The organism is Streptococcus australis, assembly GCF_019930045.1.
GTDB classification, from domain to species: Bacteria; Bacillota; Bacilli; order Lactobacillales; family Streptococcaceae; genus Streptococcus; species Streptococcus australis_D.
The window spans coordinates 15,667-29,535 of record NZ_JAHZQQ010000010.1; the positions used below are offsets into that span (position 1 = coordinate 15,667).

A 13,869-nucleotide genomic window follows, 5' to 3' on the forward strand; every position below is an offset into this window, starting at 1 on the left:
GAAAAAAGAAAGAAGAAAATATGGAAGAGAAGCGATATAGCGGGCTAACGAATGAGCAAGTCCAAAGCAGAATTAGAGAAGGCAAACAAAATCGAGTAACCATCAGGGCAGAAAAGTTGACAAGAGATATTATTTATTCAAATGTCTTTACCTATTTCAACCTGGTTTTTGGTATTCTAGCTATCTTGTTGATACTAGTACGGTCTTGGAACAATATGTTATTTGTTCCCATTGTGGTCGTTAACTCCTTGATTGGGATTGTTCAAGAAATGCGGTCCCGGCGGATTTTAAATAAGATGCGCCTCCTTCAAGTAGAGAAAGCTCGAGTGATTCGTGAGGGAGAACGGCTGGATCTTCCTGTCGACCAGGTGGTCGAGGGGGATGTCGTCTTGTTCCAAGCAGGGGATCAAATCTATGCGGATGCCAAGGTTCTGGATGGTTCGATCATGGTCGATGAGTCTCAATTAACAGGTGAAGCAGATGAAATCCCTAAAGGTGAGAATCAGAAACTCATGTCAGGAAGTTTTGTCATCTCAGGTCAAGCAGTTGCCGTCTTAGAACAAGTAGGAGATGCGTCTTATATTAATCAGCTGAGTCTATCTGCTAAGAAAGTCAAGGGACACGAAGAATCCGAAATGGTTCATGCTGTGGATGGTCTCGTCCGAATGATCGGAATGATTCTCATCCCGATTGGCTTTCTCTTGTTCATGCAGAGCTATCTAGGAAATCAAGACTCCCTCAAAGTTAGCATTACCTCCATGGTCGGTGCTATCATTGGGATGGTCCCAGAAGGACTCTACCTCTTAATGACCCTGGCCTTGGTGCTTGGAGCAACCCGCTTAGCCCTTCAAAAGGTTCTACTCAACAGTATGAAGGGAATTGAAACCCTATCCCGTATCGACGTCCTTTGTCTAGACAAGACGGGAACCATTACCGAACACAGGATGCAGGTGAGTGAGCTCCTCCCCTTGGCACTAGATGAAAAAGAAGGCAAAGAAATATTAAGCCACTATCTCCAGGCCAGTGAGGATCAGAATGATACTATCACGGCCATTCGGCAGTATCACTCAGTCCAAACAAGTGAAGTTTGGACCGTTCAAGATCGTCTTCCTTTTTCATCCAAGAAGAAATTTGGGGGCCTTCAGTTCCAACAAGGTATTTACCTACTAGGGGCACCGGATGTTTTGCTTCGAGATGATCTCGATGCTTACCAAGAAGTCTGGCAGCGAGAGATTGAACGAGGGGCGCGTGTCCTTATTTTGGGGCATTACCAGGGGGAGCAATTGACGGAAGTATTAGAAGCTCCAGTCCTTCCCCTCCTAGCTTTGGTCTTGGAGAATCCCGTACGGTCGACTGCTCCTGAAACCTTTGCTTATTTCCAAAAACAAGGGGTGACCATCAAGGTTATTTCAGGGGATCATCCTGTGACAGTTGCTGCCGTTGCTCAGAAAGCAGGTATTCCTGATGCAGATCAAGTGGTCGATGCTAGTCAGCTTAAGACATATGAGGAGGTAGTAGATGCAGCAAGGACCTACACCATCTTTGGACGAGTTAGTCCAGAACAAAAACAAATCCTCGTAGAGAGCTTGCAGGCGGATGGCCATAAGGTTGGGATGACAGGGGATGGGGTCAATGACATTCTCGCTATGAAAAAGGCAGATTGTAGTATTGCCATGAATTCGGGCCACGATGCGACCAAAAAGGTGGCCCAGGTTGTGCTTTTAGATTCGGACTTCTCTCACATGCCGTCGATTGTGGATGAAGGTCGCCGAGTTGTCAACAATATTCAGCGTTCGGCGAGTCTCTTTTTGGTCAAGAATATCTTTTCAATATTATTGGCTATCTTGGCTATTCTCTTTCGTTTCACATATCCCATTCAAGCTTCTCAAATGTCCTTGATCAGTGGATTTACCATCGGAATCCCTGGTTTCTTACTGGCCTTGGAGAAGAATCGATCCCGGATAGAAGGAGACTTTATTGAAACCGTGATAGAGCAGGCTCTTCCAGCCGCCTTGACCAATCTCATATCGGTCCTTTTTCTTGTGGTTCTGGGTCCTTTCCTTGGATTAAGTCAGGGAGATATTTCGACCATCTCGATTTACCTGCTGGCTTTGATTGGCTTTACAAAAGTATACCAACTCAGCCTTCCCTTTAATCATGTAAAATTGGGCATCATCCTTCTTAATGTAACAGGATTTTGTCTGTCGGTCTTTGTATTTTCTTCCATTTTTAATCTCAGCCATCTTCATCTGACTGGCTGGATCTTGACTCTTGTCCTAGGACTGGTCATGGAAGGAGTTTTATGGGTGATGAATCGTCTTGTCTATACCTTGGTGCCCCATCTGCATAAGTCCAGAAACAAATAAAAAAACGGTATTAGCTAAATCATCTTGGATCTAGTTAATACCGTTATTTTATTATTAAAATCAGATAAAGAGACTAATCGTCATGATGAGGTATAGGAAGAAGGTAATGAGAAAACCTGCTCTCCAAAAGTACTTAAAAAATTTCGGATAGTAAAAGCTACGTCTCTTTTTCAAGAAATAGATAGTCAAGCCGATAGCTAAGAGGGACAAGGCCAATAACAATTGCGGCAACAAATTATGATAGTAAGCCGCATCTGAAATCAAATAGTATTCAAGCGCGAACAGAGGAAAAGCCAGATCGGCAAAATTCCAGCCATATCGACGCAGTTTAAAGACTCGAATAATAATCCCACTGAGAATCAGGGTCAAAAAAATAAATACAAGGGAAGCAACTTTTATTAACATACCTCCATTTTATCACAAAAGTAAAAAAAGTGTGATGGAAATGAAATTTTTTCTTGCATTCGGAAGAAAATAGTGTATAATAGAAAGGTATGCGCAGAGCATACTTGTGGGAGGTAAAAATCTGTAATTACCGCCAAAACCACAAAGGAGGATTTAAGAAATGGCTAAAAAAGTCGAAAAACTTGTAAAATTGCAAATCCCTGCTGGTAAAGCTACTCCAGCTCCACCGGTTGGACCAGCACTTGGTCAAGCAGGTATCAACATCATGGGATTCACTAAAGAGTTTAACGCTCGTACAGCTGACCAAGCTGGAATGATTATCCCAGTTGTGATCACTGTTTATGAAGATAAATCATTTGATTTCGTTACAAAAACACCACCAGCTGCTGTTCTTTTGAAAAAAGCTGCAGGTGTTGAAAAAGGATCAGGTACACCTAACAAAACGAAAGTTGCAACAGTTACTCGTGCGCAAGTACAAGAAATTGCTGAAACTAAGATGCCAGATTTGAACGCTGCAAACATTGAGTCTGCAATGCGTATGATCGAAGGTACTGCTCGTTCTATGGGATTCACTGTTACTGACTAATTGTAACAATCCTATTTGCCCGCAATACACTTGATCATGAGACGAGTGACGTGGGAGATGAAAATCGATATGACCACATTACAAGGAGAAAGATAAAATGGCTAAAAAAAGCAAACAACTTCGTGCTGCACTTGAAAAAATCGACAGCACAAAAGCATACAGCGTAGAAGAAGCTGTAGCTCTTGCAAAAGAAACTAACTTTGCAAAATTTGACGCAACTGTAGAAGTTGCTTACAACTTGAACATCGACGTGAAAAAAGCTGACCAACAAATCCGTGGTGCAATGGTATTGCCAAACGGAACTGGTAAAACTGCTCGCGTTCTTGTATTTGCACGTGGTGCAAAAGCTGAAGAAGCAAAAGCTGCTGGTGCAGACTTTGTAGGTGAAGATGACCTTGTTGCGAAAATCAACGATGGTTGGTTGGACTTCGACGTTGTTATCGCTACACCTGACATGATGGCTCTTGTTGGACGTCTTGGACGTGTCCTTGGACCACGTAACTTGATGCCAAACCCTAAAACTGGTACTGTAACAATGGATGTTGCTAAAGCAGTTGAAGAGTCTAAAGGTGGTAAAATCACTTACCGTGCTGACCGTGCAGGTATGGTACAAGCGATCATCGGTAAAGTGTCATTTGACGCTGACAAATTGGTTGAAAACTTCAAAGCTTTCAACGATGTTATCCAAAAAGCAAAACCAGCTACAGCTAAAGGTACTTATGTAACTAGCTTGACTTTGACTACAACTCAAGGTCCTGGTATCAAAGTGGATGTTAACTCACTTTAATTAGAAATCAAAGCTACCTTCGGGTAGCTTTTTTGACAATTCTTTCACTTAATTCTAAAAATATATCTAACTTCTGGCAGGGAATTGAAGTTGGAAGGTTTAAAATATTTTTGATAAATATCACTATATAAAAAACGCTTTTTGTGGTAAAATAATACAGATTAAAGAAGGAGTGACAAAATGGTAGAACCTAAGTATAAACGTATTTTAATTAAGTTATCAGGTGAAGCATTAGCTGGTGAGCGTGGTGTCGGAATTGATATCAAAACGGTTCAAAAGATGGCCCTTGAAATCAAAGAAGTTCATGACCTTGGAATTGAAATTGCTCTCGTTATCGGTGGAGGAAATCTCTGGCGTGGAGAACCTGCGGCGGAAGCAGGTATGGATCGCGTTCAAGCAGATTACACTGGAATGCTTGGAACAGTTATGAATGCCTTGGTGATGGCGGATTCTCTTCAACAGGTTGGAGTAGATACGCGTGTCCAAACAGCGATTGCCATGCAACAAGTCGCTGAGCCTTATATCCGCGGCCGTGCCCTTCGTCACTTGGAAAAAGAGCGTATTGTTATCTTTGGTGCAGGCATTGGTTCTCCATACTTCTCAACGGATACAACGGCTGCTCTTCGTGCCGCTGAAATTGAAGCAGACGCAATCTTGATGGCTAAGAATGGTGTTGACGGCGTTTATAATGCTGATCCAAAGAAAGACAAGACAGCTGTGAAGTTTGAAGAATTAACTCACCGTGATGTCATCAATAAAGGCCTTCGTATCATGGATTCGACAGCATCGACCATCTCAATGGACAATGATATTGACTTAGTCGTTTTCAACATGAATGAGCCAGGGAACATCAAACGCGTTGTCTTTGGAGAAAATATCGGTACTACTGTTTCTAATAATGTAGAAAAATAAGGAAGTTAGAGGAATAAAATGGCAAATCCAATCGTAGAAAAAGCTAAAGAAAGAATGACTCAGTCTCACCAAAGTTTGGGACGTGAATTTGGAAGTATCCGTGCAGGCCGTGCAAATGCAAGTCTCTTGGATCGTATTTATGTTCAATATTACGGAGTTGATACTCCATTGAATCAAATCGCATCGATTACCATTCCAGAAGCTCGTGTGATGTTGATCACACCTTTTGACAAGTCTTCATTGAAAGATATCGAGCACGCTTTGAATGCTTCTGATCTTGGCATTACTCCAGCCAACGATGGTTCGGTTATCCGTTTGGTCATCCCAGCTTTGACAGAAGAAACTCGTCGTGACTTGGCCAAAGAAGTGAAAAAAGTCGGTGAAAATGCTAAAGTAGCGATCCGTAACATTCGTCGTGATGCGATGGATGAAGCGAAGAAGCAAGAAAAAGCTAAAGAAATCACTGAAGATGAATTGAAGAATCTTGAGAAAGAGATCCAAAAAGTAACCGATGATGCTGTGAAACATGTTGATGAAATGACAGCACACAAAGAAAAAGAATTGCTTGAAGTTTAATCATTTCCAGCAGTTTACAGAGGAAATGAACTCAGTTGGCACTGCTGGCTGAGTTTTATTTCCATTAAGGGGCTATTGATGAGCTTTAGCCAGAAAGAAGGAAAAAATGAATACCAACCTCGCACATGATATCGTGGGCCTTGTAACGGATGAGAATGATCGCTTTTACTTTGTCCAGAAGGATGGGCAGACTTATGCCTTGGACAAGTCTGAAGGAGAGCATGCACTTGGAGAATCCGTCAAGGGCTTTGCCTATACGGATATGAAGCAACGTTTGCGTCTGACCACCCTAGAAGTCACAGCCCGTCAGGACCAATTTGGCTGGGGGACAGTGACTGAAGTTCGCAAGGACCTGGGTGTATTTGTCGATACGGGTCTACCCGATAAGGAGATTGTCGTCTCTCTGGATATTTTGCCAGAAATCAAGGATCTGTGGCCGAAAAAAGGCGATAAACTCTTTGTTAGCCTAGAAGTTGATAAAAAAGATCGGATCTGGGGTGTCTTGGCCTACCAAGAAGACTTCCAACGAATTGCTCGTCCAGCCTACAACAATATGCAAAACCAGAACTGGCCGGCCATCGTCTATCGCTTAAAACTTTCAGGGACCTTTGTTTACCTGCCTGAAAACAATATGCTGGGCTTTATCCATCCAAGTGAGCGCTATGCCGAACCCCGTTTGGGACAAGTCTTAGATGCTCGGGTCATCGGTTTCCGAGAGGTGGATCGGACCTTGAATTTGTCCTTGAAACCACGCTCGTTTGAAATGCTTGAAAACGATGCGCAGATGATTTTGGCTTACTTGGAGGGGAATGGTGGCTTTATGACCTTGAATGACAAGTCCTCCCCAGAAGAGATTAAGGCAACCTTTGGAATTTCCAAGGGGCAGTTCAAAAAGGCTCTGGGTGGCTTGATGAAAGCGAAAAAAATCAAGCAAGACCAGTTTGGAACGGAACTAATCTAAGAGGAGCCTTATGCGAAAATCATTTTACACTTGGCTGATGACAGAGCGCAATCCCAAAAGCAATGCTCCGAAAGCCTTGCTAGCTGATCTAGCTTTTCATGAGTCTGCCTTTCCAAAACATACAGATGATTTTGATGAGGTCAGCCGCTTTCTGGAAGAACATGCCAGTTTCTCCTTTAATCTAGGAGAATTTGATGCGATCTGGGAAGAATACTTAGGTCATTAGTAACAGGAGATAGTGGTGAGCCGGGGATGGTCAATTCTCGGTCACTTTGTTATAATAGAGAAAACTTACAGAAATAGAGAGGTTCTTTATTTGAAAGAACATTCAATTGATATTCAATTAAGTCATCCAGATGATCTCTTCCATCTGTTTGGATCCAATGAGCGTCATTTGCGTTTGATGGAGCAAGAGTTGGATGTGATCATCCATGCACGAACAGAAATTGTCCAGGTCATTGGGCAAGAAGAAGATTGTGAGAAAGCTAGACAAGTCATTGAGGCTTTGCTGATCTTGGTGAATCGTGGTATGATCATCGGGACGCCGGATGTCGTAACAGCTATTCAAATGGTTCGTAATGATGAGTTGGATAAGTTCGTCGCCTTGTATGAAGAAGAAATCATCAAGGATAGCTACGGCAAGCCCATTCGGGTCAAAACGCTGGGGCAAAAGATTTATGTCGATAGTGTCAAGCACCATGATGTGACCTTCGGGATTGGACCAGCCGGGACAGGGAAAACCTTCTTAGCGGTGACCTTGGCCGTCACCGCCCTCAAGCGTGGTCAAGTTAAGAGGATCATTTTGACCCGTCCAGCTGTAGAAGCAGGAGAGAGCCTTGGTTTCCTTCCAGGAGATCTCAAGGAAAAAGTGGACCCTTATCTACGACCGGTCTATGATGCTCTCTACCAGATTTTAGGGAAAGACCAAACTACTCGGATGATGGAGCGGGAGATTATCGAGATTGCGCCTTTGGCTTATATGCGGGGGCGGACCTTGGACGATGCCTTTGTCATCCTCGATGAAGCGCAAAATACCACCATCATGCAGATGAAGATGTTTTTGACCCGTCTTGGTTTTAACTCCAAGATGATTGTCAATGGAGATACCAGCCAGATTGACCTCCCTCGAAATGTCAAATCCGGTTTGATTGATGCTCAGGAGAAATTAAAAAATATTTCTCAGATTGACTTTGTGCATTTCTCTGCCAAGGATGTTGTTCGTCATCCAGTAGTAGCAGAGATTATCCGGGCCTACGAGCCCATTCCGAATCCAGTCCTCAAAGAAAAACTGGATGTGGAAGAAGAAGCAGAATAAAAGAAGAGGCAAAGATTTTATGATCTTTGCCTTTTAAATATTAGAAATTAAACCAATTCATCAATTGGTGTGAAGTTGCGTTCTAGCCCTTCTGCAACTGGTTGGCTTGTGATATGGCCTTGGTAAGTAGTAACACCTTGGCGCAATCCTTCATCAAGGGCGATGGCCTTATGGAAACCTTTGTCAGCCAAAGCTTCGACATAAGGAAGGGTTACATTGGTGAGGGCAATGGTAGAAGTACGAGCGACAGCGCCTGGGATATTGGCAACGGCATAGTGGAGCACACCATGTTTTTCGTAAACAGGCTCCGTATGTGTTGTCACACGGTCTGCAGTTTCAATAACACCACCTTGGTCGACGGCTACGTCCACGATGACAGAACCTGGACGCATTTGTTTGACCATATCGTCTGTCACTAATTTAGGAGCTTTAGCTCCAGGGATTAGGACGGCTCCGATGACAACATCGGCATCACGGACACTGGCTTCAATGTTAAATGGATTGGACATGAGGGTTTGGATTTGGTGACCAAAGACATCTTCTAGGACAGACAAGCGTTTAGCGCTGATATCCAAGATGGTAACTTGGGCGCCGAGTCCAAGAGCGATCCGAGCTGCGTGGGTTCCAACGACCCCACCACCGATGATGGTAACTTTCCCTTTAGGAACACCAGGTACCCCACCTAGGAGGACACCAGATCCACCTTCTTGTTTGGTGAGGAAGTGAGCCCCGATTTGAACGGCCATTCGTCCAGCAACCTCACTCATTGGTACCAAAAGAGGCAATTGTCCTTCAAGGTCTCGAACCGTTTCGTAAGCCACCCCAGTTGTCTTGGCAGTCACCATGGCATCAGCCAATTCAGGGGCAGCAGCCATGTGCAAGTAGGTGAAGAGCAAGAGGTCTTCACGAAGGAAGCCGTATTCTTCAGCGAGGGGTTCTTTGACCTTGACTACCAATTCAGCTGCCCAAGCCTCTGCCGCAGTAGCAACGATAGTCGCTCCTTGTTTGGCGTAATCTTCATCGGCAAAGCCAGAACCAAGTCCGGCATTTGTTTCTACCAAAACTTGATGGCCTTTCTTCACCAAGCTTTGTACACCTGCAGGGGTCAAGCCGACCCGATTTTCATTATTTTTAATTTCTTTTGGAATACCAATTAACATGATTATTTCTCCTTACTTAGATTTAGGTGTGAAAAGGTCATTGGCATGAGATTGCTCTCCTAACTCAATGACCTTTTCACTCCTCATCTGATTGTTTTGATTGATTTTATTGTATAGAAAAATGGGTTAAAAAGCAAGAAAAATTTGAGCTTGCCTTCCTTTATGTTATTTGCTAAACTAATCCCTAAAGAAGGAGTGTCAAATGGAAAATTTATATGTGAAGTTAGCGGCTTATCGAGAAATAGAGACTGAGCGCTTGCACTTGCGTCCGGTCACTCTAGAAGATGCACCGTCTATGTTTGAGTACGCTTCTAATGAAACAGTTACGCGCTACACTTTTCCAACCAATCAAAGTCTAGAAGAGACGCGTAATAATATTGCCCTCTTTTACCTAGCGAGCCCACTTGGCAGATGGGGGATCGAACTCAAAGAAAATGGAAAATTTATCGGGACTATTGATTTACTGGATTTGGATCTTTCTCTGAAAAAGGGGAGTATCGGCTATGTTTTGAATAAAGATTATTGGAACCAAGGTCTTGCGACAGAAGCTACCAAGGCAGTCATTGCCCTGGCTTTTGAACAGTTAGGGATGAACAAGCTCATTGCTGTTCATGATCAGGACAACCCGGCTTCTGGACGGGTGATGGCCAAATCAGGGATGAAATATTCTCATGAAGAGCCCTACGCGATGCTAGACCTGCATGAAGAAGGGAGAATGGTGACGAGAGTTCATTATGTCCTCACAAAGGAAGAATATTTGGCAGAAAAATGAGTCAGGATATTGACAAAAGGCCTATCTCCATGATATAGTAGATAGGTACTGCTGGTTTAGCTCAGTCGGTAGAGCGCATCCATGGTAAGGATGAGGTCGCCGGTTCAATCCCGGCAACTAGCATAGAAGAAGAGAGAAGCTTAGAGAGGATCTAGGCTTCTTTTTTGTGCTTTAATTTCTAATTTAGTGCCTATTTATGGATCTTTTTTCAACAATTTTCAAAAAAACGTTGACAAGCACAGAAATCCGTGGTAAAGTTAGAACAACAAAGAGAAAGGAGAAAACCATCATGAACAAAGTAGATGTTTTGATGACACAATTGAATACACAGCTTCTCCAATCTCAGTTGAGTTCTATGTAAAAATTGAATGAAACCCAAGATGGAGGAGTCTGTCTTGGGTTTTTTGTATGCATTTTTGCCTGCCTTAACTGAATTGGTGACAGGCATCAGAAGGCCCAAGTGTGGACTGAGCACGTACTCAGCTCCTACTTGGGTTTTTTCTGTGCCATTTTGAAAGGGGAGAAGATGATAGGAGCTTTATGGAAGTACATCTGGGAGCATAAGTGGCTGTATCTCAGCATTGCTGTGGTCCTAGTGATTTATGATTATACAATTTTAATACCTACACAGGTCATTCAACGACTAGTCGACCAGCTGAGCAAGCAGACCTTGACTCAGTCAAGTTTTACGAGAGATATTGCTCTCTTGTTGGGAGCTACTTTTTTAAATTACATTTCCGCTTACTACTGGCATCTGAAGTTGTTTCAAGCTTCGGTCCATTACAAGGCTAGATTACAGGGGCAAGCTTTTCGTAAGCTCGTAGCCATGAGACGGCCATTTTATGAAAAGTTTCGCTCAGGAGATCTCTTGACACGTTTTACCACGGATGTAGACGGGATGATGGGGATGGTCGGCTATGGAATGCTGATTGTCCTTTATGGGGGAGGTTTGTTCCTCTTTATCATTCCAGCCATGTTCTTGATTTCCTGGCAGTTGAGTTTGATTTCCTTTATTCCCATGAGCTTTCTGGTTTTATCAACCTATCTCCTCGGCAAAAAGGAAGAGATCTATGTGGATGAAAACCGTGATGCGGTGGCTCACTTGAATGATGAGGTCCTAGAATCCATCGAAGGGATTCGGGTTATGCGGGCTTATAGCCGTAAGGAGCGTCAGGTGCGACAATTTCAAGAGCGGACAGAAAGTTTGGCCAAAACAGGGGATAAGATCGCCTCTATTCAAAATGCCTTTGGTCCTTTTGCTCTCTTCTTTATCGGGGTTTCAACCGTCCTTCTTTTGGTCTGTGGGGGCCATTTCTTGAAAACTGGGCAGATTAGCTTGGGTCAACTGCTAGGTCTAGAATTGTATCTAGTGGCCTTGATTGAGCCGATGTGGATGCTAGCAGATTTTATCCTTGTCTATCAAACAGCCAAGACTTCCCACAAAAAGTTGTCAGAATTGGTCGAAGAGGATGATGATTTGGAAAGAGATGGGGACGATTGGCTAGAGGAACTGAATGAGGTGGTTTTCGAAAACTATACTTTTACCTATCCAATGGCGGAGAAGGAGAGTCTTTCGCAGATTTCTTTGCAGTTCAATAAAGGGCAAACCATTGGGATTGTAGGTCGAACAGGAGCAGGAAAGACAAGTTTGGTCCGTCAATTTTTACGTCAATACCCACTTGGGCAAGGGACGTTTACCATTAATGGGGAGTCCGTTACACGCTATGTGAGACGCTCTATTGAGGAAAAAATCGGTTACGTCTCTCAGGAACACATCCTATTTTCGAAGTCTATTTTAGAAAATATTTCCCTTGGTAAGAAGGGAGCTAGTCAAGAGGAAATCATGGATGCTATCGCTCAGGCAGCCTTCGCAGATGATTTGGAACGGATGTCGGATGGCCTGGATACTTTGATCGGAGAAAAGGGAGTATCCGTATCGGGAGGGCAGAAGCAGCGGATTTCTCTGGCACGTGCCTTTTTACGTGATGCCCAGTTGCTCCTCTTGGATGATTCTTTATCCGCAGTGGATGCCAAGACGGAACAGGCCATTATTGAGACCATTCAAAGAGAGCGCCAAGGAAAGACAACCTTGATAGTCTCTCACCGTCTCTCGGCTGTCCATCAGGCAGATTGGATCCTTGTGTTAGATCAAGGACGGATCGTGGAAGAAGGAACAGCTAGTGATTTACTGGCTCAAGAAGGTTGGTATTACGAACAATACCAACGGCAACAAAGACAGGAAGGAGAATAAGATGGGTATTTTAAAACGACTATTACAAAAACTATCCCTTTTTCCTGGTATTTTTGGCCTAGGTTTCATCTGTCTTTTGCTGGCAACGATTTTGTCAGATCTATCGCCATTTATTCTACAAAAAATGATTGATGGTCCCTTGACAGCCTTGAGTCAGGGAGGAGAGTTAGGAGCACTCTATCCTATGGGTGTCCTCTATCTGATTGTTTTGGCAGTGGGTCAGATTGTCAGTTATATAGGCAATCGGGTTTTGATCCATGGAGGCAATAAGGTAACTGCACAGCTACGCGATCAAGCCTTCCTCGTGATGCAACAACTACCGATTTCCTACTTTGATGACAAGCCAGCAGGGAAAATTGCTACACGAATTGTTAATGATACAGAGACCTTACGGACTCAATTTTACAATTCTTGTATGTATTTGGTGATTCATTTGATGCGTTTCTTTTTTATCATGGGAGTTCTCTTTACTATCAATCCCATGATGGGTCTCCTCTTATGCTTGATTTTCCCTATCTTTTACGGGATTCAGGCCTTGTATAAGCGCATGACGGACAAGCCCATGAAGGACTTCTTTGATTCCAGAAGTGAGATCAATACCCAGGTTAATGAACTGCTTCATGGAGCGAGTATGATCCAACTTTACGGACAAGAAGAGCGCGTGATTGATGAGTTTGATCAGACGACAGACAAGATGACTGTGGCCTATGATCGTTTGGTTCTAGCAGACTCCATTGCCTCTTGGAGCCTGACAGAATTCTTGAAATACATCGTCATTGCAGGAATTTTAACCATTGCAGGTCTATCCTATCTTGGGGGAGATTTGGGGATGACTGCAGGTTTCTTGTTTATCAATCTCAATTATGTTATTCAGCTCTTTGATCTCATGGCCAATTTGATCCGTCGTCTTCCGGATATCCGACGCTCTCTGGAAACAGGGCAACGGGTCTTGACTTTCCTAGATGAAAAGGTAGAGGCAGATGCAACAGAAGAGATCCAAATAGATCGGGCGGCTGTGGAGTTTGATCATGTCACTTTTGCCTATGAAGAAGGCAAGCCAGTTCTGAAGGACATTTCCATCCAAGCTCATCCGGGTCAAACCCTTGCCTTAGTTGGCCATACCGGTTCGGGTAAATCCTCCATTATGAACTTGCTCTATCGTTTCTATGATTCGCAGGAGGGAGAAATTCGGATCGACGGTCAGAATATTCGTCATTTCTCTAGAGAGAGTCTTCGCTCCCATATGGGAATTGTCTTACAGGATCCCTATCTGTTCTCAGGGACCATTGCTAGCAATGTGGCCATGAGTCAAACAGATATTGACCGTGATCGCGTCTTGGATGCTCTGAAACAGGTCGGTGCCCTGCCTATGATCCAGAGATTGGAAAAGGGAATTGACCATCCAGTAGTTGAAAAAGGCTCGGCCTTCTCAAGTGGGGAGCGTCAATTGATTTCCTTTGCGCGGACCCTTTACATGAATCCGAAAATTTTGATTCTGGATGAAGCGACCTCTCACATTGATACGGAGACAGAGGAGATTATTCAGAAGGCTATGGCAGTCCTGCAAAAGGGCCGGACGACCTTTATCATTGCCCACCGCTTATCAACCATTCAAGATGCGGATCAGATCTTGGTTCTATCAGAAGGACGCATTGTCGAACGGGGCCAACATGCAGACTTGATTGCCCATGGTGGCATCTATGCCCAGATGCAAGCTATCCAACAGACGGTTGAATAAAAGGGCATTCTTCAAATAGTAAAAGTAGCGTGTATTCTAG

General features: G+C 43.7%; 13 protein-coding genes and 1 tRNA gene. 12 read left to right on the forward strand and 2 right to left on the reverse strand.

The genetic code is table 11. The annotated features are described in order from the left end of the window. The first annotated feature begins 20 nt into the window (after positions 1–20). Positions 21–2,366 (forward strand): HAD-IC family P-type ATPase, encoded by a 2,346-nt coding sequence (locus K1J10_RS03475; protein ID WP_223355892.1) that lies wholly within the window; start codon positions 21–23, stop codon positions 2,364–2,366. Between the two features lie 60 nt (positions 2,367–2,426). Here the strand turns inward: K1J10_RS03475 and K1J10_RS03480 are convergent, their stop codons facing one another. After that, a complete protein-coding gene (locus tag K1J10_RS03480) occupies positions 2,427–2,771 on the reverse strand; it encodes a DUF3397 family protein (RefSeq protein ID WP_006595849.1) in 345 nt (114 codons plus the stop codon). A 160-nt stretch (positions 2,772–2,931) separates the two neighbouring features. Here K1J10_RS03480 and rplK point away from each other — a divergent pair, with 160 nt between their 5' ends. From rplK to K1J10_RS03515, 7 genes are all read left to right on the forward strand, one after another. Then, positions 2,932–3,357, forward strand: a complete 426-nt coding sequence (rplK, locus tag K1J10_RS03485) for a 50S ribosomal protein L11 (protein WP_006595850.1) — start codon at positions 2,932–2,934, stop codon at positions 3,355–3,357. A 97-nt stretch (positions 3,358–3,454) separates the two neighbouring features. After that, positions 3,455–4,144 carry a 50S ribosomal protein L1 gene (rplA, locus tag K1J10_RS03490; protein WP_223355893.1) on the forward strand — a complete coding sequence of 230 codons (690 nt, stop codon included), beginning with the start codon at positions 3,455–3,457 and terminating at the stop codon, positions 4,142–4,144. Between the two features lie 180 nt (positions 4,145–4,324). Continuing rightward, positions 4,325–5,056 (forward strand): UMP kinase, encoded by a 732-nt coding sequence (pyrH, locus tag K1J10_RS03495; RefSeq protein WP_006595852.1) that lies wholly within the window; start codon positions 4,325–4,327, stop codon positions 5,054–5,056. Positions 5,057–5,074: 18 nt separating this feature from the next. Then, positions 5,075–5,632 (forward strand): ribosome recycling factor, encoded by a 558-nt coding sequence (frr, locus tag K1J10_RS03500; RefSeq protein WP_048689643.1) that lies wholly within the window; start codon positions 5,075–5,077, stop codon positions 5,630–5,632. Between the two features lie 106 nt (positions 5,633–5,738). Beyond that, entirely contained in the window at positions 5,739–6,593 is an 855-nt protein-coding gene (gene cvfB / locus K1J10_RS03505; RefSeq protein WP_048689640.1) for an RNA-binding virulence regulatory protein CvfB, read from the forward strand. A gap of 10 nt (positions 6,594–6,603) precedes the next feature. Continuing rightward, positions 6,604–6,819, forward strand: a complete 216-nt coding sequence (locus K1J10_RS03510; RefSeq protein WP_048689636.1) for a YozE family protein — start codon at positions 6,604–6,606, stop codon at positions 6,817–6,819. Positions 6,820–6,909: 90 nt separating this feature from the next. Next, positions 6,910–7,908 carry a PhoH family protein gene (locus K1J10_RS03515; RefSeq protein WP_172605100.1) on the forward strand — a complete coding sequence of 333 codons (999 nt, stop codon included), beginning with the start codon at positions 6,910–6,912 and terminating at the stop codon, positions 7,906–7,908. A 47-nt stretch (positions 7,909–7,955) separates the two neighbouring features. Here the strand turns inward: K1J10_RS03515 and ald are convergent, their stop codons facing one another. Further along, the gene (gene ald / locus K1J10_RS03520; RefSeq protein ID WP_061564226.1) at positions 7,956–9,068 is read right to left on the reverse strand and encodes an alanine dehydrogenase; all 1,113 of its coding nucleotides are present in this window, start codon (positions 9,066–9,068) and stop codon (positions 7,956–7,958) included. Positions 9,069–9,270: 202 nt separating this feature from the next. On the opposite strand from ald, the gene K1J10_RS03525 reads away from it, so the two are divergent. The 4 genes from K1J10_RS03525 (at position 9,271) to K1J10_RS03540 (ending at position 13,829) form a co-directional block, all read left to right on the forward strand. Next, positions 9,271–9,840: a GNAT family N-acetyltransferase gene (locus K1J10_RS03525; RefSeq protein WP_061564225.1), complete on the forward strand. Its 570-nt coding sequence runs from the start codon at positions 9,271–9,273 to the stop codon at positions 9,838–9,840. A gap of 50 nt (positions 9,841–9,890) precedes the next feature. Beyond that, a tRNA-Thr gene (locus K1J10_RS03530) sits at positions 9,891–9,963 on the forward strand. Between the two features lie 403 nt (positions 9,964–10,366). Next, entirely contained in the window at positions 10,367–12,091 is a 1,725-nt protein-coding gene (locus K1J10_RS03535; protein WP_223355894.1) for an ABC transporter ATP-binding protein, read from the forward strand. Position 12,092: 1 nt separating this feature from the next. Continuing rightward, positions 12,093–13,829: an ABC transporter ATP-binding protein gene (locus K1J10_RS03540; RefSeq protein ID WP_223355895.1), complete on the forward strand. Its 1,737-nt coding sequence runs from the start codon at positions 12,093–12,095 to the stop codon at positions 13,827–13,829. The last annotated feature ends 40 nt before the right edge of the window (positions 13,830–13,869 follow it).

What these genes read in the sequence shown, in the direction of transcription:
- K1J10_RS03475 (WP_223355892.1), top strand. Translation starts at nt 21, where the DNA reads ATGGAAGAGAAGCGATATAGCGGGCTAACGAATGAGCAAGTCCAAAGC.
- K1J10_RS03480 (WP_006595849.1), bottom strand. Translation starts at nt 2,771, where the DNA reads ATGTTAATAAAAGTTGCTTCCCTTGTATTTATTTTTTTGACCCTGATT.
- rplK (WP_006595850.1), top strand. Translation starts at nt 2,932, where the DNA reads ATGGCTAAAAAAGTCGAAAAACTTGTAAAATTGCAAATCCCTGCTGGT.
- rplA (WP_223355893.1), top strand. Translation starts at nt 3,455, where the DNA reads ATGGCTAAAAAAAGCAAACAACTTCGTGCTGCACTTGAAAAAATCGAC.
- pyrH (WP_006595852.1), top strand. Translation starts at nt 4,325, where the DNA reads ATGGTAGAACCTAAGTATAAACGTATTTTAATTAAGTTATCAGGTGAA.
- frr (WP_048689643.1), top strand. Translation starts at nt 5,075, where the DNA reads ATGGCAAATCCAATCGTAGAAAAAGCTAAAGAAAGAATGACTCAGTCT.
- cvfB (WP_048689640.1), top strand. Translation starts at nt 5,739, where the DNA reads ATGAATACCAACCTCGCACATGATATCGTGGGCCTTGTAACGGATGAG.
- K1J10_RS03510 (WP_048689636.1), top strand. Translation starts at nt 6,604, where the DNA reads ATGCGAAAATCATTTTACACTTGGCTGATGACAGAGCGCAATCCCAAA.
- ald (WP_061564226.1), bottom strand. Translation starts at nt 9,068, where the DNA reads ATGTTAATTGGTATTCCAAAAGAAATTAAAAATAATGAAAATCGGGTC.
- K1J10_RS03525 (WP_061564225.1), top strand. Translation starts at nt 9,271, where the DNA reads ATGGAAAATTTATATGTGAAGTTAGCGGCTTATCGAGAAATAGAGACT.
- K1J10_RS03535 (WP_223355894.1), top strand. Translation starts at nt 10,367, where the DNA reads ATGATAGGAGCTTTATGGAAGTACATCTGGGAGCATAAGTGGCTGTAT.
- K1J10_RS03540 (WP_223355895.1), top strand. Translation starts at nt 12,093, where the DNA reads ATGGGTATTTTAAAACGACTATTACAAAAACTATCCCTTTTTCCTGGT.